The organism is Rahnella contaminans, assembly GCF_011065485.1.
GTDB lineage: Bacteria > Pseudomonadota > Gammaproteobacteria > Enterobacterales > Enterobacteriaceae > Rahnella > Rahnella contaminans.
Window position 1 is genome coordinate 52,132 of the sequence record NZ_JAADJS010000007.1, and the last position, 22,355, is coordinate 74,486.

Annotated in this window: 22 protein-coding genes; 10 read left to right on the plus strand and 12 right to left on the minus strand. The window is 54.2% G+C overall.

Annotated elements, in window-relative coordinates; translation table 11 throughout:
* Positions 1-62: 62 nt before the first annotated feature.
* The 4 genes from rpoH to ftsY all read right to left on the minus strand — a co-directional run bounded on the left by rpoH (position 63) and on the right by ftsY (position 4,333).
* A complete protein-coding gene (gene rpoH / locus GW579_RS22015) occupies positions 63-920 on the minus strand; it encodes an RNA polymerase sigma factor RpoH (RefSeq protein WP_152324796.1) in 858 nt (285 codons plus the stop codon).
* Positions 921-1,239: 319 nt separating this feature from the next.
* Positions 1,240-2,220 (minus strand): permease-like cell division protein FtsX, encoded by a 981-nt coding sequence (ftsX, locus tag GW579_RS22020; RefSeq protein WP_112290540.1) that lies wholly within the window; start codon positions 2,218-2,220, stop codon positions 1,240-1,242.
* Complete coding sequence (gene ftsE, locus GW579_RS22025; protein WP_152324795.1) at positions 2,220-2,885, minus strand: cell division ATP-binding protein FtsE; 666 nt, start codon at positions 2,883-2,885, stop codon at positions 2,220-2,222. The genes ftsX and ftsE overlap by 1 nt, the downstream gene beginning before the upstream one ends.
* Positions 2,886-2,890: 5 nt before the next feature.
* Positions 2,891-4,333 carry a signal recognition particle-docking protein FtsY gene (ftsY, locus tag GW579_RS22030; RefSeq protein WP_165061866.1) on the minus strand — a complete coding sequence of 481 codons (1,443 nt, stop codon included), beginning with the start codon at positions 4,331-4,333 and terminating at the stop codon, positions 2,891-2,893.
* 226 nt (positions 4,334-4,559) lie between these two features.
* Here ftsY and rsmD point away from each other — a divergent pair, with 226 nt between their 5' ends.
* The 4 genes from rsmD to GW579_RS22050 all read left to right on the plus strand — a co-directional run bounded on the left by rsmD (position 4,560) and on the right by GW579_RS22050 (position 8,771).
* Positions 4,560-5,171, plus strand: coding sequence for a 16S rRNA (guanine(966)-N(2))-methyltransferase (gene rsmD, locus GW579_RS22035; protein ID WP_165061869.1), 612 nt, complete (start codon positions 4,560-4,562; stop codon positions 5,169-5,171).
* Position 5,172: 1 nt separating this feature from the next.
* A complete protein-coding gene (locus GW579_RS22040; RefSeq protein WP_152324792.1) occupies positions 5,173-5,451 on the plus strand; it encodes a DUF1145 family protein in 279 nt (92 codons plus the stop codon).
* Between the two features lie 221 nt (positions 5,452-5,672).
* Complete coding sequence (locus tag GW579_RS22045; protein WP_165061874.1) at positions 5,673-6,299, plus strand: lysoplasmalogenase; 627 nt, start codon at positions 5,673-5,675, stop codon at positions 6,297-6,299.
* Between the two features lie 114 nt (positions 6,300-6,413).
* The gene (locus GW579_RS22050; RefSeq protein ID WP_165061877.1) at positions 6,414-8,771 is read left to right on the plus strand and encodes a zinc/cadmium/mercury/lead-transporting ATPase; all 2,358 of its coding nucleotides are present in this window, start codon (positions 6,414-6,416) and stop codon (positions 8,769-8,771) included.
* Between the two features lie 17 nt (positions 8,772-8,788).
* Here the strand turns inward: GW579_RS22050 and tusA are convergent, their stop codons facing one another.
* Positions 8,789-9,049, minus strand: coding sequence for a sulfurtransferase TusA (gene tusA / locus GW579_RS22055; RefSeq protein WP_165061880.1), 261 nt, complete (start codon positions 9,047-9,049; stop codon positions 8,789-8,791).
* A 221-nt stretch (positions 9,050-9,270) separates the two neighbouring features.
* Between tusA and GW579_RS22060 the strand changes: the two genes are divergently transcribed.
* The 3 genes from GW579_RS22060 to glpT all read left to right on the plus strand — a co-directional run bounded on the left by GW579_RS22060 (position 9,271) and on the right by glpT (position 12,224).
* On the plus strand, positions 9,271-9,942 hold the full coding sequence (locus GW579_RS22060; protein ID WP_152324789.1) for a 7-cyano-7-deazaguanine/7-aminomethyl-7-deazaguanine transporter: 672 nt from the start codon (positions 9,271-9,273) through the stop codon (positions 9,940-9,942).
* Positions 9,943-10,066: 124 nt separating this feature from the next.
* Positions 10,067-10,633 carry a DcrB family lipoprotein gene (locus tag GW579_RS22065; protein ID WP_165061883.1) on the plus strand — a complete coding sequence of 189 codons (567 nt, stop codon included), beginning with the start codon at positions 10,067-10,069 and terminating at the stop codon, positions 10,631-10,633.
* A gap of 238 nt (positions 10,634-10,871) precedes the next feature.
* Positions 10,872-12,224 carry a glycerol-3-phosphate transporter gene (glpT, locus tag GW579_RS22070; protein ID WP_165061886.1) on the plus strand — a complete coding sequence of 451 codons (1,353 nt, stop codon included), beginning with the start codon at positions 10,872-10,874 and terminating at the stop codon, positions 12,222-12,224.
* 76 nt (positions 12,225-12,300) lie between these two features.
* Here glpT and yigL read toward each other — a convergent pair whose 3' ends face one another.
* Together yigL and pldB are read right to left on the minus strand one after the other, a co-directional pair.
* Complete coding sequence (gene yigL / locus GW579_RS22075) at positions 12,301-13,110, minus strand: sugar/pyridoxal phosphate phosphatase YigL (protein ID WP_152324786.1); 810 nt, start codon at positions 13,108-13,110, stop codon at positions 12,301-12,303.
* Between the two features lie 48 nt (positions 13,111-13,158).
* Complete coding sequence (gene pldB / locus GW579_RS22080; protein ID WP_165061889.1) at positions 13,159-14,151, minus strand: lysophospholipase L2; 993 nt, start codon at positions 14,149-14,151, stop codon at positions 13,159-13,161.
* A 121-nt stretch (positions 14,152-14,272) separates the two neighbouring features.
* Here pldB and rhtB point away from each other — a divergent pair, with 121 nt between their 5' ends.
* The gene (gene rhtB / locus GW579_RS22085) at positions 14,273-14,893 is read left to right on the plus strand and encodes a homoserine/homoserine lactone efflux protein (protein WP_152324784.1); all 621 of its coding nucleotides are present in this window, start codon (positions 14,273-14,275) and stop codon (positions 14,891-14,893) included.
* A gap of 64 nt (positions 14,894-14,957) precedes the next feature.
* Here rhtB and rhtC read toward each other — a convergent pair whose 3' ends face one another.
* The 3 genes from rhtC to pldA form a co-directional block, all read right to left on the minus strand.
* The gene (gene rhtC / locus GW579_RS22090) at positions 14,958-15,575 is read right to left on the minus strand and encodes a threonine export protein RhtC (protein ID WP_165061892.1); all 618 of its coding nucleotides are present in this window, start codon (positions 15,573-15,575) and stop codon (positions 14,958-14,960) included.
* Positions 15,576-15,612: 37 nt separating this feature from the next.
* Positions 15,613-17,445: an ATP-dependent DNA helicase RecQ gene (recQ, locus tag GW579_RS22095; RefSeq protein ID WP_165061894.1), complete on the minus strand. Its 1,833-nt coding sequence runs from the start codon at positions 17,443-17,445 to the stop codon at positions 15,613-15,615.
* A 128-nt stretch (positions 17,446-17,573) separates the two neighbouring features.
* Complete coding sequence (gene pldA, locus GW579_RS22100; RefSeq protein WP_152324781.1) at positions 17,574-18,452, minus strand: phospholipase A; 879 nt, start codon at positions 18,450-18,452, stop codon at positions 17,574-17,576.
* 250 nt (positions 18,453-18,702) lie between these two features.
* Between pldA and GW579_RS22105 the strand changes: the two genes are divergently transcribed.
* Together GW579_RS22105 and rarD are read left to right on the plus strand one after the other, a co-directional pair.
* The gene (locus GW579_RS22105; protein ID WP_165061897.1) at positions 18,703-19,185 is read left to right on the plus strand and encodes a thioesterase family protein; all 483 of its coding nucleotides are present in this window, start codon (positions 18,703-18,705) and stop codon (positions 19,183-19,185) included.
* Positions 19,186-19,231: 46 nt separating this feature from the next.
* Entirely contained in the window at positions 19,232-20,146 is a 915-nt protein-coding gene (rarD, locus tag GW579_RS22110) for an EamA family transporter RarD (RefSeq protein WP_165061900.1), read from the plus strand.
* Here rarD and GW579_RS22115 read toward each other — a convergent pair.
* Positions 20,111-21,178, minus strand: coding sequence for an AbrB family transcriptional regulator (locus tag GW579_RS22115; protein WP_371819789.1), 1,068 nt, complete (start codon positions 21,176-21,178; stop codon positions 20,111-20,113). The genes rarD and GW579_RS22115 overlap by 36 nt on opposite strands.
* Positions 21,179-21,316: 138 nt before the next feature.
* Positions 21,317-22,267 carry a magnesium/cobalt transporter CorA gene (gene corA / locus GW579_RS22120; protein ID WP_104924058.1) on the minus strand — a complete coding sequence of 317 codons (951 nt, stop codon included), beginning with the start codon at positions 22,265-22,267 and terminating at the stop codon, positions 21,317-21,319.
* Positions 22,268-22,355: the final 88 nt, after the last annotated feature.

Sequence of the window (22,355 nt, forward strand, 5' to 3'; positions counted from 1 at the left end):
TGAATTTCAGGCATAAAAAAAGCGACCCGAAGGTCGCTTTTTGTTTTCAGAAAGCTGTCGTATCAGGCTTCAATCGCCAGACGCAGTTTCTTCATCGCGTTCTTTTCAAGCTGACGAACACGTTCTGCTGAAACACCGTATTTATCGGCCAGTTCCTGCAGAGTCGATTTGTTATCGTCATCTAACCAGCGGGCACGGATGATATCCTGGCTGCGTTCGTCCAGACCTTCCAGCGCGTAGCTCAGTTTGTCTGTCGCATCGCGATCCCAGTTATCTTCTTCGATGCTTTCTGCAAAGTCAGAGCTTTTATCTTGCAGATACAGCATCGGTGCCATCGCGGCGCCGTCGCGTGGTTCGTCGTCCGGTGTCGGGTCGAACGTCATGTCCTGTGCGGCCATGCGCGATTCCATTTCCAGCACATCTTTGCTGGTCACACCCAGTTCGCGGGCAACGTGCTCCACTTCGTCGTGGCTGAACCAACCCAGACGTTGTTTGTTTTTACGCAGGTTAAAGAACAGCTTACGCTGTGCTTTCGTCGTCGCGACTTTCACGATGCGCCAGTTACGCAGCACGTATTCGTGAATTTCTGCTTTAATCCAATGCACCGCAAAGGACACCAGACGTACACCGACTTCCGGATTAAAACGGCGAACCGCTTTCATCAGGCCGATGTTACCTTCCTGGATAAGGTCTGCCTGTGGCAAACCGTAGCCTGAATAGTTGCGGGCAATATGAGCAACAAAGCGCAGGTGAGACAGGATCAGCTCTTTCGCTGCGTCCAGGTCACCGTCGTAATGCAGCCGCTCAGCCAGTGCCCGTTCTTCCTCTGCGGTAAGCATAGGATAAGTATTGGCTGCCCGAACATAGGCTTCCAGGCTACCTTGGGGTACTAATGCTAAAGTGCGCATTTCGTTAGTCATTCAAAAGCCTCTCATGTATGACGTTGTGCAGGTTTTATACCACGTTGCTGCGGGATGATACCGCTACGCTGTGTGCCATCTGGCGACCACAGAAGCAACGCCGAGCCCTTAATATCCGCTGCTATTCGACCCCGAATTTTACATAAAGTTCACGGCCGGATTCAACAGTCTGACGACTGTATGTGACAGACTGACTATTGGATAGTGAATTTGTGCCATTGCGGAGAAAGCAGGGAAATGATGTGGCGGAAAGGCCGAAAACAGCTTCCCCCTGAGACACAATTACTGAGCAGCAGGGGGACATTATAGCAAATTCTCGCTACTGTGGTGTAAATCGCCGTAAATGTTGAACGGTCGCCAGCCACGCCGCAATCCAGCCAATCATTGCGGACACGATCAACAGCAACAGACTTTCGTCCCAGCCCAAACCGTGCAGATCAAAGGTCGTGCCGAACACTTGCGCGACTTGCGTCACCACGCTCTCAAGGCGCAGTACCAGCACTTCCGACAGGATCAGCGACAACAACGCGCCGGTAAAACCGAGCATCGCGCCACCGTTCAGGAACGGCCTTAAAATGAAGCCATCGGTCGCACCAATCAGCTTCATAACGTTGATGGTATCGCGACGGCTGAAGATACTCAGTCGCACACTGTTACCAATGACCAGGAAGACAGCAATCACCATCAGCACGCCAATCATCGCGGCAATTTGCCCCACCAGACCGGTCAGCGCCGCAAGGCGGGCAAACCAGCTGTCATCCATACGCACTTCATCCACACCGTGAACCGCCGCAACGCGATCGCGCAGGGTGTTCAGCGTGGCGGAGTCCTGGAAATTCATTTTTGGCGTGATGATAGCCACGGCAGGCAGCGGATTCTGTTCGAGCATATCCATTGCGCCGCCAAAGCCTGACCAGTTGCGGAATTCACCCATCGCTTCCTCACGGGAGAGATAATTGACTTTATCCACGCCCGCTTCAGTTTTGAGGGTTTTCACCACGTTTTCTGCGGCGTCATCATCCAGTGCTTTATCGAGATAAACGGTCAGCTGCGGCGTCGGATACCACTGTTCAGCCGCAGTACTGACGTTCTTCCATACCAGATAACAGACACTCGGCAGCGTCAGGGAAATCGCGATGACCATCACCGTGAGCAATGTCGCCAGCGGCTGACGCAGCATGTCAGCCAGCGCGTTCATCCACGCATAGCGCCACTGTTCGCGCCAGCCACCCTGCAATGCTTTACTTTTCGCAGCGCGTGCGCTTTTTGCGGTTTTCGCCGGGTTAGGACTGTTCGCCATTAGTACACCCCTCCCGACGACATACGCCCCTGACTCAGCGTCAGCGTGCGATAATTTCGACGGGCAATCAGACCCACATCATGCGTCGCCATCAGAACGGTGACGCCCACGCGGTTAAATTCTTCGAATAGACGCAAAATGCCTTCCGACAATTCGCCGTCGAGGTTACCGGTCGGTTCATCCGCCAGCAGCACCGCAGGCTTGTTCACGACGGCGCGGGCAATGCCCACGCGCTGTTGTTCACCACCGGATAACTGAATCGGCAGGTTTTTGGCTTTATCCAGCAACCCGACTTTATCCAGCGCCGCCGAAACGCGACGGCGGATATCTTCACTGCTGGCGCCGGAGATAATCAGCGGCATTGCCACATTGTCATACACAGTGCGATCCATCAGCAGATGGTGATCCTGAAAGATCATGCCGATCTGACGACGCAGGAACGGCACTTCGCTGGATTTAAGACGGCTGATGTCATGGCCGCCAAACAAAATGTGTCCGGCACTCGGGCGCTCAATGCCACAAATCAGCTTGAGCAGGGTACTTTTACCCGCGCCAGAGTGTCCGGTCAGAAATGCCATTTCCGCTTGCTGGATGTGAAAATTGACGCCCTGAAGCGCCTGTCGTCCGCCCAGATAAGCTTTACTGACCTGTTCAAAGCGAATCATCCGTATTAATCCTCTCGGGCAAAAAGTGCCTCAATAAAATCGTCTGCCTTAAACGGCCTCAAATCTTCGATACCTTCGCCGACACCGATATAACGTATCGGGATACTGAACTGATCGGCGATGGCGAATATCACGCCGCCTTTTGCGGTGCCGTCCAGTTTAGTCAACGTAATGCCGGTTAGCCCGACCGCTTCGTTAAACAATTTTGCCTGACTGACGGCATTCTGGCCGGTACTGGCGTCGAGCGTCAGCATCACTTCATGCGGCGCATCTTCGTCGAGCTTTTTCATCACACGAACTATTTTCTTCAGCTCTTCCATCAGGTGCGCTTTGTTCTGCAAACGCCCGGCGGTATCGGCGATCAACACGTCGATATTACGGGCCTTCGCCGCCTGAATCGCATCGAAGATAACAGACGCGGAATCGGCACCGGTATGCTGGGCAATCACCGGGATCTTGTTGCGCTGGCCCCAGACCTGCAACTGTTCAACAGCCGCCGCACGGAAGGTATCACCCGCTGCCAGCATCACAGATTTGCCCTGTGCTTCAAACTGGCGCGCCATCTTACCGATGGTGGTCGTTTTACCGACGCCGTTCACGCCAACCATCAGAATGACATACGGGGTTTTTCCGCTGACATCCAGTGGCTCGTCAACTTTCGCCAGAATTTCGGACATTTCTTCCTTCAGCTTGCCGTAGAGTGCATCGGCGTCTTTCAGCTGCTTGCGCGAAGCGTGCTCGGTCAGCGAAGTGATGATTTTACGCGTGGTTTCAACACCAACGTCGGCGATCAGCAGTTGTTCTTCCAGTTCTTCAAACAGATCGTCGTCGATTTTTTTACCGCGGAACAACCCGACAAAACCGGAGCCGAGATTCTGCTTAGTTTTGACCAGACTGCGTTTCAGGCGGGCAAAGAAACCTTCTTTGGTCGGACGTTCCTGCTCAGTTTCACCGGCAGGCAGCACAACGATAGGATCGAGCGCAACGGGCAGCGGCGCGTCTTCAACAGGTTCTTCTTCAGCAACGTGATCTTCCACCACCAGGCTGTCGTCAACGGCGTCGAGAGAATCTTCGCGGGCGTCTTCTGCAATCTCAGCGGCTGACTCAACGAATTCGTCTTCAACAACCTGTTCTTCAACCAGCACCGGTTCTTCGGCGACGGTTTCTTCAATGACCGGTTCTTCGGTGACGACTTCTGCAACCACAGGCGTTTCAGCAACGGGCTGCGCAGCGACCTGTTCGGTGATGTGAACAATTTCTTCGGCCAGTTCCGCCGCCGCCTGTTCGTGAGATTCTTCAGGTGCCGGTGGCGCTTCCTGTGCAGGCGTATCGCTCCGTAGCGCTTCGGCAACCGGCGGCTCTACGCGTGTTTCTTCCTTCTGCTGCTCTTCTTCCTGACGGCCACGGCCAAACCAGGAGAAGAAACCGCGTTTTTTATCTTTTGCCATTTTACAACTTCACTCCTCGCCGCTAATGATTGGCGAACGGATTATTAATCGGGTTATGGTCGGGCAGTCTATCACTTTCCCCTTCCGGCAACACGCCCGCGTAGTGAATTCCGGTGGTTTTTCAATCGACAATGTTAAACATTTGCCCAATGCCCGCACACCGGTAGAATAGCCCTCCAAACGATATGCAACGAAGCCCGACGGCTTTGGATTACACAAGCGAACTATGGCAAAGAAACCCAACACTCCAGCCGCAGGCCAGATCCGAATTATTGGCGGTCTCTGGCGCGGACGCAAACTTCCGGTTCCACATAGTCCGGGACTGCGCCCGACCACCGATCGCGTGCGCGAAACGCTGTTTAACTGGCTCGCGCCGGTTTTGCAGGGCGCACATTGTCTGGACTGTTTTGCAGGCAGCGGCGCACTCGGTCTGGAAGCGTTATCGCGCTACGCCGCCAGCGCCACCCTGCTGGAGTTTGAGCGCCCGGTTGCGCAACAGTTAGAGAAAAACCTGGCGCTGCTAAACGCCAAAGATGCGCAAGTCCTTAACGTCAATACATTGAACTGGCTGGCAAAAGCCGGGAATGCCTTTGATGTGGTTTTCCTCGATCCGCCTTTCCGTAAAGGTATTCTGCAAGACACGCTGAATCTGCTGGAGCAAAATAACTGGCTGGCAGACGAAGCCTGGATTTATGTCGAAACAGAAGCCGAACACGACACTCTGGATGTGCCTGCCAGCTGGCGTTTACATCGTGAGAAAGTCGCCGGACAAGTTGCTTATCGCCTTTACCATCGCGATGTGACGCCTGAAACCGGCTCACCAGAACAGGAGCTGTAAGATGTTGATCAATATTGGTCGGTTGTTGATGTTGTGTATTTGGGCGTTTCTGGCGTTTAACCTGATTCACCCTTTCCCGAAACCGATCAAGTATTTTTTAGATGTGGCGATTGTGTTCATGTTTTTCATGCACGGCTTGCAGGTGATGTTGCTCAAAGCCACGCAGGGCAAGGAAAAGGACACCATTGGTGGCTGGCTGCAAACCCGTATTTTCCTGTTCGGCGTGTTTGAATTGCTGGCCTGGCAGAAAAAACAGCCTCCGTTGCCCACCAAGAAGTAATCCCCGCTTTACGGCGCGTAGTGCGCCGTAAAAAGCCCCTCTGCGGCTGCTATTCTTCAACTCTGCCTGAACAGACGGCCTGATAAGGTTATTTCTGATTGTCTGCGGCACCGCGCCTCTCCTACACTGAGAATAAGTACGGGAAACCAGGATGTGTTTTCCTGAAGGCAGATCCTTGCGTTGGTTTTATCTTCTGTTTTTTAGATATAAAAGGATAAACAATGAGTTGGCCATTCCTCGCAGTATTTTTCTCAGGCTGGTTGTTCGTTGACGCCAGCTATCGCGGCCCGCGCTGGCAACGCTGGGTATTCAAACCCGTCACCTTATTATTGCTGCTTTTACTTGCCTGGCAGGCACCGACGCTCAATGTTTACAGCTATCTGATCCTGCTGGGTTTGGCCGCGACGCTGGTTGCCGACGGTCTGCTGTTGCTGCCGGAAGAGCGGTTTATGTACGCCATCGGCGCGTTCTTCCTTTCGCATCTGCTGTATACGCTCAGTTTTGCCAGCCAGATGACGATTACGTTCTTCTGGCCTTTACCGCTGACGCTGCTGATTATCGGCGCGGTATTACTGGCGGTGATCTGGACGCGCCTGGCGGAACTTCGCTGGGCAGTGACCACTTACATCGCGATGACGCTGCTGATGGTCTGGCTGGCGGGTGAACAGTATTTCGCGCGCAGCACCGACATGGCGTTCTCGCTGTTTTGCGGCGCTGCGCTGCTGTTGCTGGGGAATATTTTCTGGCTCACCAGCCGTTATCGCTTCACTTTCCGCGCCTCCGACGCACTGGTTGCCGCGTGTTATTTCGGCGGTCACTTCCTGATTGTCCGGTCGCTTTACCTGTAAATTCCTGCAGCGGAACCGTTCTGGTTCCGCTATCTCAAAATTGTTATTGACCTTAGAGCTGACTCCAGGGTTTACACTGGGAGTAATTCCACTCGGTTTCGAACCGGAGGCTTTATGATCCCAATGAAAAATAACAACAGCTGTAACTGCGGATGTCAGGGCAAACGCGCGCCTGCACTGCATATCAACAAAATCAGCATGCCCGCGCAGTCCGGCACACATCCTGCGGGCTGTTGCAGTGACAAAGCTACGCTGGCGGCATCAGCTTGCGCTACGGCGTCCGACAGCTGCTGCACTCCGAAAACAGGTGAGCACTCACACACTTCCGACGATGGCAGCGCAGAAGGCTCGCCGGGCGAAGATGACCCCAGCGCGCCGCTTTCCGCCAGCCATCAATACAGCTGGAAGGTGGAAGGAATGGATTGCCCGGCGTGCGCCCGCAAAATCGAAAATTCTGTTGCAGGCCTTGATGGCGTAAACCGCGCCAGAGTACTTTTTGCTACTGAAAAACTGGTCATTGATGCCGGTTTTGATATCACAAAAAACGTGCAAAATGCCGTTACCGCCGCAGGATTCACCCTGCAATCTCTCGATAACAAACAAAATATCCCGGAAGCGGAAGAGTCACGTCTGAAAGAAATGCTGCCGCTGATCGTCCTGTCGGTGCTGATGTTGCTGAGCTGGGCGCTCGATCATTTCAACCCGCAAATGGGTAAAATTGCGTTTATCGCCACCACACTGGTGGGATTGTGGCCGGTGCTCCTTCAGGCCATCCGCCAGACGCGCTCCGGTTCGCCTTTTGCCATCGAAACGCTGATGAGTATTGCGGCGCTCGGTGCGCTGTTCATTGGTGCAACCGCCGAAGCCGCGATGGTGTTGCTGCTGTTTATGGTGGGCGAGCGTCTGGAATCCTTCGCCTCGAGCCGCGCACGAAGTGGCGTGAAATCCCTGATGGCGCTGATCCCGGATACCGCCGTACGCGTGGTAAATGACAAAACAGAAACGGTGCCGGTCAGCAGCCTGCGCCCCGGCGATATCATTGAGATCGCGGCGGGCGCGCGCCTGCCCGCAGACGCCATTTTACAAGACCACGCCAGTTTCGATGAAAGCGCATTAACCGGCGAATCAGTGCCTGTTGAACATCAGCCCGGCGAAAAAGTCCCGGCGGGAAGCCTGTGCGTTGACCGTCTGGCGCGCCTTGAAGTGGCTTCCGCGCCCGGCAACAGCGCCATCGACCGCATCCTGCAACTGATTGAAGAAGCTGACGAACGCCGTGCGCCTATCGAGCGTTTCCTCGATACTTTCAGCCGCTATTACACGCCGGTCATTATGCTGATGGCGCTGCTGGTGATTATCGTTCCCCCGCTGGCGATGGGACTTTCATGGGAAACCTGGATTTACCGCGGGCTGACGTTGCTGCTGATTGGCTGCCCTTGTGCGCTGGTGATTTCGACGCCGGCGGCGATCACCTCCGGGCTGGCCGCAGCGACCCGCCAGGGCGCATTAATCAAAGGCGGTGCAGCGCTGGAACAGCTGGCACTCATTCAGACCGTCGCGCTGGATAAAACCGGTACGCTGACCGAAGGGAAACCAGAAGTCACCCACGTTGTAACCCTGAACGGTATCAGTGAAGGCGAAGTGTTAAGTCTGGCCTCGGCGGTCGAAGAAGGTTCGCATCACCCGCTGGCGCAGGCGATTTTAGCCCGTGCAAAAATCAGTAATCCTTTACCGCTTACGGCGCAGGATCGCCGTGCGCTGGCCGGTACAGGCGTGGAGGGCATTGTTTCTGGCCGTAAAGTTCAGGTGCTGACTCCAAAAAGTGTGGCAGAAAATACGCTAACAACAGAAACCCTTGCGCAAATTACTGACTGGGAATCCACCGGGAACACCGTGGTGGTTGTTTTGCAGGAAGATAACGCCATCGGCCTGATTGCAATGCAGGACCGCCTGCGTGATGACGCCGCAGAAGCCTTGCAGAAGCTCAAAGCCCTCGGCGTGTCGGCGGTAATGCTCACCGGCGACAATCCGCGTGCAGCGAAAAACATTGCCGACCGGCTGGGCATTGATTTCCGTGCAGGCCTGCTGCCAGCGGATAAAGTCTCGGCGGTCACCGCGCTGAATGCAGTTAAACCGGTGGCGATGGTCGGCGACGGCATTAACGATGCGCCGGCCATGAAAGCCGCTAGGATAGGGATTGCGATGGGAAGTGGCACTGACGTTGCGCTGGAAACCGCCGACGCGGCGCTGACGCACAACCGCCTGAGCGGGCTGGCGCAGATGATCAGTTTGTCACGCGCAACGCGGGCGAATATCCGTCAGAACATTACGATTGCGCTGGGGCTGAAGGCGATATTTCTGGTGACCACCATTATGGGGCTGACCGGTTTATGGCTGGCGGTGCTGGCCGATTCCGGCGCCACGGCGCTAGTCACCGCCAATGCCCTGCGGCTGTTGCGCAAGAAATCACACTGACCGTCAGGGCTGAGCAATCAGCCCTGTTTTTCCACCAGACCTTTGCACAGCAAATAGCGGTACGGCAGGTTTTCAGTATCAGACGCTAAAAGCCGGTGTTCCATAAAACGGCAGAAACCGGGAATATCGCGGGTCGTTGCCGGATCATCGGCGATGATAAGCAGCGTTTCGCCGTCTTTCATGGTGCGCACCGTTTTGCGAACCATCATTACAGGTTCCGGGCAACGCAGTCCCAGCGCATCAAGCTGATGGTCGGGATTGATAAAGGGGTCGTTCATTTCGTGTCTCAACATCTTCATACGTGAATGCGCGACAGTTTAACCCGCTGGTTTTCTGGTGCAACAAACAAGGCGCATTGCGCTAAAATTAACCATTGAAGCTGTTGCGCAAACGGTGCGCAAACAGGTAATATGCGCGCCGCACGTGATGACTCAGTGCATAAGTAAAAATACGTTTGGGTTCCCTCACCCCAATTTCTTTATAAAAAAAGGTCACATCTATGTACTCTTTTACTGCTCAGCAGCGGTTTTCCGCGCTGATATGGCTTTCTCTATTCCACATTGCCATCATTACGTCCAGCAACTATCTGGTTCAGCTGCCTGTCTCCATTTTTGGTTTCCATACCACCTGGGGCGCGTTCACTTTTCCGTTTATTTTCCTGGCTACCGATCTCACGGTGCGAATCTTTGGCGCACCGCTGGCACGACGGATTATCCTTTCCGTCATGATCCCGGCACTGGCAATCTCTTACGTGATTTCCGCGCTGTTCTTTGAAGCACAGTGGCAGGGCGTTGAAGCGCTCAGTAGCCTGAACATCATGGTAGCCCGCATCGCGACCGCCAGCTTTATGGCTTACGTGCTGGGACAAATCCTCGACGTTCACGTGTTTAACCGCCTGCGCCAGAACCGCCGCTGGTGGATTGCGCCGGTCGCCTCGATGTTCCTCGGCAATATCAGTGATACGTTGTCCTTCTTCTTCATCGCGTTCTACAAAAGTACCGATGCCTTTATGGCGGCGCACTGGGTAGAAATCGCGCTGGTGGATTACAGCTTCAAAGTGCTGATCTGCCTGGTGTTCTTCCTGCCGATGTACGGCATGCTGCTGAATATGCTGCTTAAGCGTTTATCCGCACAGGGACATAACCCGCATTCGGCTATCCGCGCACACTGAACAGGGCTCTGGTAAAACACAAATCGCGCCATAATCTGACTTGCATTTGTGGCCTGAATAGGTTGCCATAACGACTGTTAAGTCAACATGTAAGCCTGATAGACAGGCCACTTAAGGAAGCCCGATGCGTAATATCGCGAAAATGATGGGAATGGCAGTACTGATCGCCGGTCTGGCTGCGTGTGACGGTAAAACCACCGATGCACCTGCCGCAGATAAAGGTGCGCCAGCGGCCGCAGCGACGGCAGCGACCACGCCGGTCAGCCTGCTGGAAGGTAAAGTCACTTTCTCCCTGCCGCAGGGAATGAGCGACCAGAGCGGTAAGCTGGGCACTCAGGCAAACAATATGCACGTCTACGCAGACAGCACCGGCCAGAAAGCGGTGATTGTGATCCTGGGTGATAACACCACCGAGTCACTGGACGTTCTGGCGGGTCGTTTACAGGATCAGCAAAAAGCGCGTGATACCAATCTGCAAGTCGTCACCAATAAATCCATTCAGGTGAACGGCCAGACGTTGCAGCAGTACGACAGCGTCATCACCTCTGCCGGTCAGAAAGCGTATTCCTCTATCGTGCTGGGCAAAGTCGACAGCCATTTGCTGACCATGCAAATCACGCTACCAGCAGATAATCAGCAACAGGCACAGACCGATGCCGAAGCGATTATTAATACGTTGAAAATTCAGTAAATTCAGATGTTGTGAAAATATCAGGCGGAGCTCAGGCTCCGCCTTTTTTGTCTTATGCTGTTACTCGTACTCACAAAATCTGCCTCAGCTGTAATATAAATGTAACAATTCCGTCATAAATCACAGTTCGTTTGTGCGCGAATAGCTAAAATGATGTTCGTTTTGGAACACACTGGCTCCGCCATTTCGTTCGTGACTCACGATGAGTCCGACCTGATTTATGCCATCGGAGGCATTTATGCTCAGTATCTTTAAACCCGCGCCCCACAAAGCTCCTGTTGATGAGGCTCACGTCGATCCGCTTTACCGCCGTCTCCGCTGGCAAATCTTCATGGGGATTTTCTTCGGTTATGCGGCCTACTATCTGGTGCGCAAAAACTTCGCCCTGGCCATGCCTTATCTGATTGATCAGGGCTTTTCCCGGGGTGATTTAGGCTTTGCGCTGTCCGGGATTTCTATTGCCTACGGCATCTCAAAATTTATTATGGGGTCTGTCTCTGACCGCTCGAATCCGCGCGTTTTCCTGCCTGCTGGTCTGATTCTGGCCGCGGCGGTGATGTTGTTTATGGGCTTCGTGCCATGGGCTACGTCGAGCATCGCCATTATGTTTGTACTGCTGTTCCTGTGCGGATGGTTTCAGGGAATGGGCTGGCCGCCGTGCGGTCGCACCATGGTCCACTGGTGGTCGCAGAAAGAACGCGGCGGTGTGGTGTCTGTATGGAACTGTGCGCATAACGTCGGCGGTGGTATTCCCCCGCTGCTGTTCCTGCTGGGTATGGCGTGGTTTAACGACTGGCACGCGGCGCTTTATATGCCTGCTTTCGGCGCTATTCTGCTGGCGGTATTCGCCTTCATGACCATGCGCGATACGCCACAATCTTGTGGTCTGCCGCCGATTGAAGAATACAAAAACGATTATCCGCCGGACTATGTAAAAGAGTCTTCCGAGCAGGAACTGACGGCGAAACAGATTTTCATGCAGTACATTTTGCCGAACAAATTGCTGTGGTACATCGCCCTGGCTAACGTGTTTGTCTATCTGCTGCGCTACGGCATTCTGGACTGGTCACCGACTTACCTGAAAGAAGTGAAGCATTTTGCGCTGGATAAATCCTCGTGGGCGTATTTCCTCTATGAATATGCCGGTATACCGGGCACGCTGCTTTGCGGCTGGATGTCGGACAAAGTGTTTAAAGGCAACCGCGGCGCTACCGGCGTGTTCTTTATGGTGCTGGTGACGATCGCCACCGTGATTTACTGGCTCAATCCGGTCGGTAATCCGGGTATCGATATGGCTTGTATGATCACCATCGGCTTCCTGATTTATGGCCCGGTCATGCTGATTGGTTTACATGCGCTGGAACTGGCACCGAAGAAAGCGGCGGGGACGGCGGCAGGCTTTACCGGTCTGTTTGGTTATCTCGGCGGTTCAGTCGCCGCAAGTGCGATTGTCGGTTATACCGTGGACTACTTTGGCTGGGACGGCGGTTTTATCGTGATGATAGCCGGTTGCGTGCTGGCCGTTGTGCTGCTGTTGCTGACCATGCTGAGTGAAAGTAAACACAAAGCACAGCTGGCCGGACGCGTCTGATTTAACAGGGTAATAAGATTAGCAAAGCAGGGCAAACGCCCTGCTTTCGTTTTTATGACGCTGGATTTACAGCAGCTCAGCTTTCTTGTGCAAGATACATCTTGCGCAGGTAATGCGGCACGGCGTCGTCGGCGTTGGAGCCGATAATTTCCGCATCCGGCAGGGCAGCTTTCAGACGTGGCAATGAGCCACTCATCAGGCACCCTTTACCAGCCATCGACAGCATTTCGAGGTCATTCAGACCGTCACCAAAGGCGATGCAATCTTTCAGCGAATAGCCCATCAGCTTAGAAACATATTCCAGCGCGTGGCCTTTCGATACGCCACCCGCCATCACTTCCAGACATACCGGCAATGAGAAGCTGACGTTGACACGGTCGCCCCAGCGCGCGTTGATGGCTTCTTCCAGCGGCAACAGTTTTTCGTGATCTTCACAGGTGAAATACACTTTGCAGATGCCGTCGGTTTCCAGCAAACCCGGTTCATACAGTTTGTATTTGAAGACGGATTCACGGAAGAAATCATCCTGATCGGCGCGGTCCCGGTTCATATACCAGTCATCGTTGCGATAAACGTTGGTCAGAATATCCGGGTTGTTATGCATGATGCCGAACAGATCTCTGGCAATGTCTTCATCCAGATTGTGCGAGAAAATCAGATCGCCGTCAGTGTTATGCACACGCGCACCGTTGGAGGTGATCATGTACGCACTGATTTCCAGATTATCGCGCATCTGCGCCACGTCGATATGGTGACGCCCGGTAGCGAACACGAAATGCACGTCGCGCTGAGTCAGCAGTTTCAGCGTCTCTTTGGCGAACGGGCTCAGGGTATGATCAGGTGATAGCAGCGTGCCATCTAAATCGGAAGCAACAACATGGTACATAGCGTTAGGTTCTAACCTCTGATGGAGTTGTGCGCGGCGAACCGCGGATTAAAGCTGTCGCGCAAAAAAGCGCATGATAGCGTCCAGCGCCTGTGCCCTCAGGTCGTCCCGTTCAAACAGGATCTCATGGCGCGCGCCTTCAATGACCAGCGGTTTTTCCCCTTCACAAGGATGTCCCGCAACGGCCATGGCCTGACAAAAAGCAAGATGGGACCGGTTATCCACTACGCGGTCTTCGCTCGCCTGCAATAACAGAACCGGCGTGGTGATTTTTTCGGCTTCTTTCAGGATATGCATCCCCGCCTCAATGCCTTCACGCACCCAGTGATAGGTCGGTCCGCCGACCTGCAACTCCGGATAATCAGCATAAAAGCGCAGATTGCGGCGATAACGTGCGCGGCTGTGCGTCAGCTGGTTGACCACAAACGGCAGCGGCCGCCAGTGTCCGGTACCCAGCGCATAGCCATCACGTCGAACCGGACGATTCTCCGCCCAGTTGAGAATACGGCGCGACACCCAGCCGGGCATCGGCAGATAGATACCGGTCATCGGCGCGAGTAACGCCGCGGCATCGAAATTCTGCGGATTTTTCGCCAGATACAGCGCCAGAATCGCACCGCCCATGGAGTGTGCCAGCGCGAACTTTTTCGCGTACTGACGCGTCGCAATCTCCAGCTGATAAAAGCGGTCAAAATCTTCGACATAATCATCAAAGTGTTTCACGTGACCGCAATGCGGATCGTCAAGTATCCGCCCGGAACGCCCCTGACCGCGGTGATCGACAATCATGACATCGTAGCCGCAATGGAATAAATCGTAGGCTACTTCAGGATATTTTACGTAGCTTTCGATACGCCCCGGTGACACCACGATGACTTTATCGTGCTCAGGCGAACAAAAGCGGACGTAGCGGATCGGCACATCATCAACGCCGCTAAACTCACCCTCTTCGCGCGTTCGCCAGAAATCCAGCAAAGGCCCGGTCGCAAAGGCTGCAAACTCCTTCTCGCGTGTTAACCACTTCGCATAATTCACAGGCATTCAATGATCCAACGTCGTCAGACAGGCAGGAGGAAAGTGTTATTTGTGAGCTATAGCGCAATTATAGACAATGGCGTATTGTGCCATAAAACAACCTAAAACGTACTCAGGGAGTCCCGCAATGACACTGGACTGGTGGTTAACCTACCTGCTCACCACTTCTATTTTAAGTTTATCACCCGGTTCCGGTGCGATTAATACCATGAGCACGGGCATCAGCCACGGCTATCGTGGTGCCGTAGCCTCGATTGCCGGATTACAACTCGGTCTGGCCATTCACATCGTGCTGGTCGGTATCGGACTCGGGGCGCTGATTTCATCCTCGCTGATGGCCTTTGAAATTCTCAAATGGCTGGGCGCGGCGTACCTGATCTGGCTGGGTATTTGCCAGTGGCGTTCTGCCGGTGCGATTGACCTGAACGCACTCGCCAGCAGTATGCCGCGCCGCCGTTTGTTCAAACGCGCCATTCTGGTGAATCTGACCAATCCAAAAAGCATTGTGTTCCTGGCCGCATTATTCCCGCAGTTTATCATTCCGCACCAGCCGCAGGCTGCACAATACGTGGTATTGGGCGTCACCACCGTGGTCGTCGATATCATTGTGATGATCGGTTACGCGACGCTGGCGACCCGAATCGCTAACTGGGTAAAAGCGCCAAAACAAATGCAGTTGCTGAACCGCATCTTTGGCTCGCTGTTTATGCTGGTGGGCGTGTTGCTGGCGAGTGCGCGAAAAGTGTAATTCGCTGAAATGCAAAAAAGGGTCCGGCAAATCACCGGACCCTTTTTTATGCAGAACGTTTTAATCAGCGATTTACGATCAGCGCAATACCGAAGCCAGCGAAAACCACACCTGCCACGCCGTCGATCCATTTCGCTAAACGCTGATATCCACGGCGCATTTTCGGCAGCGCAAACACCATCGCCACTAAAGAGAACCACGCCAGCGTTTCCACCACAATCAGCAGGAATATGCCCAGCCGCTCGCCGCCGCTGACGCTGTCACCGACGAACATGGAAAACACGCTGCCGAAGTAAATCACGGCTTTCGGGTTCGAGAGGTTGGTCAGCAGGCCGCGCATAAAAGTCCGGCCACGCGCGGGCAGAACCACCGGCGTTTCATCGCCATTCTGCTTTTTAGCCCGTGCGGATTTCAGCAACTGCCAGCCCATCCAGCACAGATACAGGCCACCACCGACGGTGATGATCTGATGCAGCCAGGCCATTTTTTGCAGAATTAAGTGTAAACCCATCAGCGCAACCGCCGCCCAGACCAGCACGCCCAGCGTAATGCCAATCACGCCCATCATGGCTTCTTTACGTGACCGGCTGGCGGCAGTTTGTGAAACAAAGAAGAAGTCCGGTCCCGGACTCATCAGCGCGATCAGATGAACCATCGCAACCGTCAGGAATAACATCAGCATGATCAACTCTCAGTGTTATGTGTAGGAAACAGAATTCTTATTCGTCACCGTTATCGATATGGTCACGGATCATATTCATAAATGGCCGACCAAATTTCTCCAGCTTACGCTGACCGACGCCGGTGATATCCAGCAAATCACCAGGACTGACAGGCAGATGTTCGGCCATTTCCAGCAGCGTTGTGTCGTTAAACACTACGTATGGCGGCACATTATTGTCGTCCGCCAGCGACTTACGCAGTTTACGCAATTTGGCAAACAGCTTACGGTCGTAATTCCCGCCATAAGTTTTCTGGCTGGCACTGCTTTTAATTTTGAGCGTCTGAATACGCGGCACCGCCAGTTGCAACGGAATTTCGCCGCGCAATACCGGACGGGCAGATTCGGTCAGTTGTAGCGCCGAATGCATGGCGATGTTCTGAGTAATCAGCCCGAGATGGATCAGCTGGCGTACCACGCTGGTCCAGTGCTCATTGCTGTGCTCTTTACCGATGCCGTAGACGGTCAGTTTTTCGTGGCCGTATTCGCGGATACGTTGGTTGTTCGAGCCGCGCAGTACTTCGACCACGTAACCCAAACCAAAGCGTTGCCCGACGCGCGCCACCACCGACAGCGCTTTTTGCGCGTCCAGCAGGCCATCGTAGCGTTTTGGCGGATCCAGGCACACGTCGCAGTTGCCGCAGGCATTTTGTTTGCCTTCACCAAAATAGTTAAGCAGCACCAGACGGCGGCAGGTTTGCGCTTCGGCAAATGCGTTCATCGCATTCAGTTTGTGGCGTTCCACATCCTGTTGCGCACCGGCCGGTTTTTCTTCCAGACAGCGGCGCAGCCAGGCCATATCCGCCGGATCGTACAACAGCACCGCCTCGGCGGGCAGACCATCACGTCCGGCACGGCCCGTTTCCTGATAATAAGACTCAATGGTGCGGGGAATATCGAAGTGCACCACAAAACGGACGTTAGGCTTGTTGATGCCCATCCCGAATGCGACGGTCGCGACCACAATTTGCAGGTCGTCGCGCTGAAACCCTTCCTGCACGCGGGCGCGGGTTTCGTTATCCAGTCCGGCGTGATACGCGCCAACACTTAGCCCGCGGCTTTGCAATCGCGCGGCGGTGTCTTCAACTTTGGCACGGCTGTTACAGTAAATAATGCCGCTTTTGCCGCGCTGATCCTGCACAAAGCGGATCAGCTGATCGAGCGGTTTAAATTTTTCCACCAGCGTGTAACGGATATTCGGACGGTCAAAACTGCTGACCTGAATCAGCGGATCGTTCAGCTCAAGCAGACGAACAATGTCGTTACGGGTGGCTTCATCGGCGGTCGCGGTCAGCGCGATCACCGGTAATTGCGGGTAACGCAGTTTCAGCTGGCCGAGCGCGCGATATTCCGGACGGAAATCGTGGCCCCATTGAGAAATACAGTGGGCTTCATCGACGGCGAGCATCGCCGGATTCCACTGTTGCAGCTGTTCGAGGAAATCGCCCATCATCAGACGTTCCGGCGCGATATACAGCATTTTGATGCGCCCCGCGCGGCAACCAGCCATCACTTCCAGCTGTTGCTCACGGGTTTGTGTCGAGTTCAGGCAACCGGCTTCAACACCTGCCGCCATCAGCTGATCGACCTGATCTTTCATCAGGGAAATGAGCGGCGAAACGACCAGCGTCAGGCCGTCCATCACCAGTGCGGGGATTTGATAGCACAGCGATTTACCGCCGCCTGTGGGCATCACTACCAGACAATCACGGCCAGAAATGGCGGTGTTGATGATAGTTTGCTGGCCTGGTCTGAATTGCTGATAGCCGAAGGTATCGCGTAATACCTGATGAGCCAGCTCTTCTTTGTTTATCACTGCCGCCGTAGACACTCAATTCCCCAACTGTTCAAACCACCCGGCTAAACCCTAAAGCCGCCGGGGCTGTACTGCACCGACATAATATACCCTAAATAATTCAGGTTGCAGCCAAAGGGCATGCAACCTGAGTATGACGGATATTACATCATGTCGTTAAGCATGATACCGACACCGACGCGAGTTTGCTTGTGGTTGTAGTCGATCAACGATTCGCCGTAACCGCTGAACACCTGCGTGTAGAAGCGAACGTGTTTGCTGATCGGATAGCTCCAGCCCGTTGTCGCGCCGCCGTAGCCGGTGTTCCAGTTGTAACGGCTTTCCACGCTGAACACGCTGTCACCGAGGGCATACCCGACTTTCAGACGGTAATATCCCATGTATTTGGTGATGTCCGGATTATCGTCATTTTTGTCACTTTCCGGCAGGCGATACCAGGGTTTGACATCGACTTGCCAGTTGCCGTGCTGCGCCATAAAGCGCGCATAGACGCGGTTCCAGCTGCGCGAAGTCGGGTCAGAACGTCCGTTGGAATCGTGATTCACGCCGTATTCGGCTTCGCGTAACGTCCATCCCAGGAAGTCGTAATCCGTCGCCCAGGCCAGGAACAGTTGCGGCTCATAGTTAGTTTCGCGGAACGGTGAAGATTCACCACGGTTGGAAAGCTGCCAGAACGATTTCTGCGTATAAGACGCGCCGAGCACCGAGTTATCCCCGGCGATACCACGCCACAGCGGGAATGCCAGACTCAGCTGGAACTCAACTTCATCGTGCTTGGCATTGTCCGCCCAGTCATAAGACTGAATGGCTTTTTTGTTAATATTGCTGGTATCGGTATACAGCAAATAGTTTGATTCATAAGGATAAAGCGTGAACGGGTTGTCGTGATCCTGCAACATACTGGCGATAATGCTGCCACGAACAGCCGGTTTATCATGCACTTCCTGAATGGTGGCTTCAGCCGCATAGCTCAACGCTGGCAACGCCAGAATGGCGGCACCGACAGCCCAAATTTTACGCATTTTCCTTACCCTCGCCCTAAAATTTTAAAATGAGTTATTGTTTATTGGCCCGCTACCTGGCCGTTTTCCTGCAGACTTAAGTCCGGAAATCCAAAGCGGGACATTTTACACACAAATACATTTCTACATGACCACTGAATACATTTATCGGTCGCACTCTGGAATTCCCTTTTTTCCGCACCTAAAATCAACATCCCGTTAACTTTTTCGGCGAACATACGCGTCTTACATTTTCGTCAGGAATCACTCCATGTCTGCTTCATCCCTCAGCCACGAGGCTGCCCTGCAACTGATCGGCAATATTTTCGTTTATGACATGCCGTTTAACCGCGAACTTGGGCTTGAACTTAAACGCCTTGACGTTGATTACGCTGAGCTGAAATTTTCCAATCAGACTAAACTGGTGGGCAATGCGGCACAAAAAATTCTACATGGCGGCGTAATTGCCGCGGTGCTGGATGTCGCCGCCGGTCTGGTCTGCGTAACCAGTTCGCTTATCCGCCGCGATAAACCCGACCATCCTCTGCTGGAAGCGGAAATGCGTCAGCGGCTGTCGAAAATGGGCACCATCGATTTACGCGTGGATTATCTGCGTCCGGGCCGTGGCGACTACTTTATTGCGACCGCGAGTCTGGTCCGCGCCGGGAATAAAGTGTCCGTGGCGCGTGTTGATCTGCACAACGATACCGGCGTACACATTGCCACGACCACGGCGACCTATATGGTCGGCTGAAATCGGGTAAACTCCGCTTCTTTACCTACTCTTTTTCAGGTACCTCATGGACGCACACCGTACCCGGCAGGGCATTATTTTTGCCTTTATTGCCTATCTGATCTGGGGGATCGCTCCGGCGTACTTCAAGCTCATCAGACAGGTGCCTGCTGACGAAATTCTGACTCACCGGGTGATCTGGTCATTCTTCTTTATGTTAGTGCTGCTCTCCGTCAGCCGCAGCTGGGGCGACGTCCGGCGGGTACTGGCACAACCGAAGAAAGTCGGGATGTTACTGATTACTGCCCTGCTTGTCGGTGGGAACTGGCTGATTTTCATCTGGGCCATTAACCATGACCACATTCTCGAAGCCAGCCTCGGCTACTTTATCAATCCGCTGGTGAATGTGGTGCTGGGGATGCTGTTTTTGCGGGAAAGGTTCCGCAGTTTGCAATGGTTTGCCGTGGCGCTGGCGTTTGCCGGAGTACTGGTACAGGTGTGGTTATTTGGCTCCGTGCCGATCATTGCCATCGGTCTGTCACTGACGTTTGCCTTTTACGGTCTGCTGCGTAAAAAAATCGGTGTGGATTCCCAGACCGGTATGCTGATTGAAACGCTGTGGCTGCTGCCGGTTGCGGGAGTCTATCTGTTCTTTATCGCCAACAGCCCGACCAGCAATCTGGCCGCTAATCCGTGGTCGCTGGACTTAATGCTGATGGCCGCCGGGATCATTACCACGATCCCGCTGCTGTTCTTCACCGCCGCCGCAGCGCGCCTGAAGCTTTCAACGCTGGGCTTTTTCCAGTATCTCGGCCCGACGCTGATGTTCCTGCTGGCGGTGGTGTTCTACGGCGAGACCGTTCACCCTTCCCAGTTGATTACGTTCGGCTTTATCTGGGTCGGGCTGCTGTTCTTTATCGGCGATGCACTTTACACGCAAGGCCGCCTAAGACGAGGAAGAAGCGGGCACAGCGCTGCGTGATATAAAACGCGCCATCGCGGGGCCGGTAGCCAGAATGGTGATCAGACGCAACGTCTGCATCGCCATCACAAAGCCCAAATCCGCATGACTTCCCGCCGCAATAATCGCGACGGTGTCCAGCCCTCCGGGGCTGGTCGCCAGATACGCCGTGAGCATATCCACATGCAGTAATTTCGTCAGCACCCACGCCATTCCCCCGCAAATCAGCATCAGGCCGATAATCGACGCAATCATCTGCGGCAACGTACGCAGCGCCAGCTTGAAGATGGGCCGGGTGAACCGCAGGCCAACGCTCCAGCCAATCAGCGTGTAAGCCATCGCCAGCAGCCATTCGGGCACTTCTAAAGTGACAGTGCCGGTGGAATGCAGCACCGCGCCGACGACGGCCGGAAGCAGCAGCGCGCCGGAAGGGATACGCAAACGCGGCCCGAGCCAGACACCGGCCAGCGCCAGAAAAACGGTGGCGAAGAAACGCCACGTCAGCGGCGGAAACCACACAATTGCAGCGGCAAGCGACGCGCCGTCGCCCATCGCCATGCGGGCGACAAATGCGGCAGCGGTCGCAACAAACAACACGCGCAGATACTGCATAAATGCCACCAGACGAACGTCCGCACCGAAATCACCGGCCATCGCCACCATTGCGCTGGCACCGCCGGGTGACGAACCCCATGCACCGGTCGGGCCGGGTAACTGGCTGAACCGCACCAGCAGCCAGCCGGAAAGCCCGCTGGCCAGCAGCGTTGCGACCAGCACCATCAGCACCAGCGGCCAGTCATTCAGAAGCGGAGGCAAAATGGATGGCGAAAGGCTTTGCGCAATCATGCAGCCCAGCACGCCCTGCGAGATTTTGAAGAACAACGGGTGAATGCGCACACTGGCGCCCAGCAGCCCCATCAGCACGCCGACAATCATCGGCCCGAGCAACAACGCAGCCGGGACATGGAATGCTTGAAATATAATACCGAGAATCAGCGAGGAAACGACGAGGATTATCCACTGGCCCGCCGGAGCCATCCTTTCCATCAACATGGCAGTTGGTCTGTTTTTAAGAGAGTTCAGCGCTCTTTATTAACATATTTCAAACAGGAGAGGGAACCGCAAAGACATAACAAAGACGGAATCCCCCGCCGCGGCAAGGCGCAAGAGGGGGAAATTTTGTCTGGCCGGTTACAGCCAGTTTTTACGTTTGAAGTACAGATAAGGTGCCAGGCCGGCGAGGATCATCAGCGCAATAGCGCCCGGATACCCGAATGACCATTTCAGTTCAGGCATGAATTCGAAGTTCATCCCGTAGCTGGAGGCCACCAGCGTTGGCGGCAGGAATACCACGGAAACCACCGAGAAAATCTTGATGATGCGGTTCTGTTCGATGTTGATAAAGCCCATCGCCGCCTGCATCAGGAAGTTTACTTTCTGGAACAGGGATTCATTGTGCGGCAGCAGGGATTCGATATCGCGTAATACTTCGCGCGCCTGCTCCAGCTGACCTGCCGGTAAACGGGCTTTACGCACCAGAAAGTTCAGTGCGCGCTGGGTATCCATCAGACACAACCGGACTTTCCAGCCGATATCTTCCAGCTCCGCCAGCGTGGAAAGCGCAGCGTCATATTCGTCGCCCTGATGCCCTTCCATAATCACCCGGCTGAGTTTTTCCAAATCGCTGTAGATGTTTTCAATTTCATCCGCCAGCTGTTCGATTTTGGTTTCGAACAAATCCAGCAGCAGTTCGTACGCATTCCCATCGACCAGTTTCTGGTTTCTGGCACGCATACGGTAGAGTCGAAACGCCGGTAATTCGCGCTCGCGCAGGGTATAAAGACGCCCTTCGCGCACGGTAAAGGCGACGGTGCTGTTGCCCGCGTGATCTTCAGCGTCTTCGTAATAGAAAAAGGAGTGAATGTGCAGACCGTCTTCGTCTTCAAAGAAACGTGCGGAGGCTTCGATGTCGTCCAGTTCAGGACGCGTCGCCAGGCTTTGCCCTAATTCACATTGAACGCGTTCGCGCTCCTGTTCGTCAGGTTCAACCAAATCCACCCACAATGAGGTTTTGAGATCGTCTGACTCGTCCAGCTCTAAACGGGATAAGCGGCTGTTTTCTAATTTAAAAGCACTCAGCATGTGCCCGTTCTCCCAATAAATACGGAAAGTGGACAACGCGTTGAAGCACAGAAAATCACGAGGTGAGAGATGTCACCGGCGTAATTCA

What these genes read in the sequence shown, in the direction of transcription:
- rpoH (WP_152324796.1), bottom strand. Translation starts at nt 920, where the DNA reads ATGACTAACGAAATGCGCACTTTAGCATTAGTACCCCAAGGTAGCCTG.
- ftsX (WP_112290540.1), bottom strand. Translation starts at nt 2,220, where the DNA reads ATGGCGAACAGTCCTAACCCGGCGAAAACCGCAAAAAGCGCACGCGCT.
- ftsE (WP_152324795.1), bottom strand. Translation starts at nt 2,885, where the DNA reads ATGATTCGCTTTGAACAGGTCAGTAAAGCTTATCTGGGCGGACGACAG.
- ftsY (WP_165061866.1), bottom strand. Translation starts at nt 4,333, where the DNA reads ATGGCAAAAGATAAAAAACGCGGTTTCTTCTCCTGGTTTGGCCGTGGC.
- rsmD (WP_165061869.1), top strand. Translation starts at nt 4,560, where the DNA reads ATGGCAAAGAAACCCAACACTCCAGCCGCAGGCCAGATCCGAATTATT.
- GW579_RS22040 (WP_152324792.1), top strand. Translation starts at nt 5,173, where the DNA reads ATGTTGATCAATATTGGTCGGTTGTTGATGTTGTGTATTTGGGCGTTT.
- GW579_RS22045 (WP_165061874.1), top strand. Translation starts at nt 5,673, where the DNA reads ATGAGTTGGCCATTCCTCGCAGTATTTTTCTCAGGCTGGTTGTTCGTT.
- GW579_RS22050 (WP_165061877.1), top strand. Translation starts at nt 6,414, where the DNA reads ATGATCCCAATGAAAAATAACAACAGCTGTAACTGCGGATGTCAGGGC.
- tusA (WP_165061880.1), bottom strand. Translation starts at nt 9,049, where the DNA reads ATGAACGACCCCTTTATCAATCCCGACCATCAGCTTGATGCGCTGGGA.
- GW579_RS22060 (WP_152324789.1), top strand. Translation starts at nt 9,271, where the DNA reads ATGTACTCTTTTACTGCTCAGCAGCGGTTTTCCGCGCTGATATGGCTT.
- GW579_RS22065 (WP_165061883.1), top strand. Translation starts at nt 10,067, where the DNA reads ATGCGTAATATCGCGAAAATGATGGGAATGGCAGTACTGATCGCCGGT.
- glpT (WP_165061886.1), top strand. Translation starts at nt 10,872, where the DNA reads ATGCTCAGTATCTTTAAACCCGCGCCCCACAAAGCTCCTGTTGATGAG.
- yigL (WP_152324786.1), bottom strand. Translation starts at nt 13,110, where the DNA reads ATGTACCATGTTGTTGCTTCCGATTTAGATGGCACGCTGCTATCACCT.
- pldB (WP_165061889.1), bottom strand. Translation starts at nt 14,151, where the DNA reads ATGCCTGTGAATTATGCGAAGTGGTTAACACGCGAGAAGGAGTTTGCA.
- rhtB (WP_152324784.1), top strand. Translation starts at nt 14,273, where the DNA reads ATGACACTGGACTGGTGGTTAACCTACCTGCTCACCACTTCTATTTTA.
- rhtC (WP_165061892.1), bottom strand. Translation starts at nt 15,575, where the DNA reads ATGCTGATGTTATTCCTGACGGTTGCGATGGTTCATCTGATCGCGCTG.
- pldA (WP_152324781.1), bottom strand. Translation starts at nt 18,452, where the DNA reads ATGCGTAAAATTTGGGCTGTCGGTGCCGCCATTCTGGCGTTGCCAGCG.
- GW579_RS22105 (WP_165061897.1), top strand. Translation starts at nt 18,703, where the DNA reads ATGTCTGCTTCATCCCTCAGCCACGAGGCTGCCCTGCAACTGATCGGC.
- rarD (WP_165061900.1), top strand. Translation starts at nt 19,232, where the DNA reads ATGGACGCACACCGTACCCGGCAGGGCATTATTTTTGCCTTTATTGCC.
- GW579_RS22115 (WP_371819789.1), bottom strand. Translation starts at nt 21,178, where the DNA reads ATGTTGATGGAAAGGATGGCTCCGGCGGGCCAGTGGATAATCCTCGTC.
- corA (WP_104924058.1), bottom strand. Translation starts at nt 22,267, where the DNA reads ATGCTGAGTGCTTTTAAATTAGAAAACAGCCGCTTATCCCGTTTAGAG.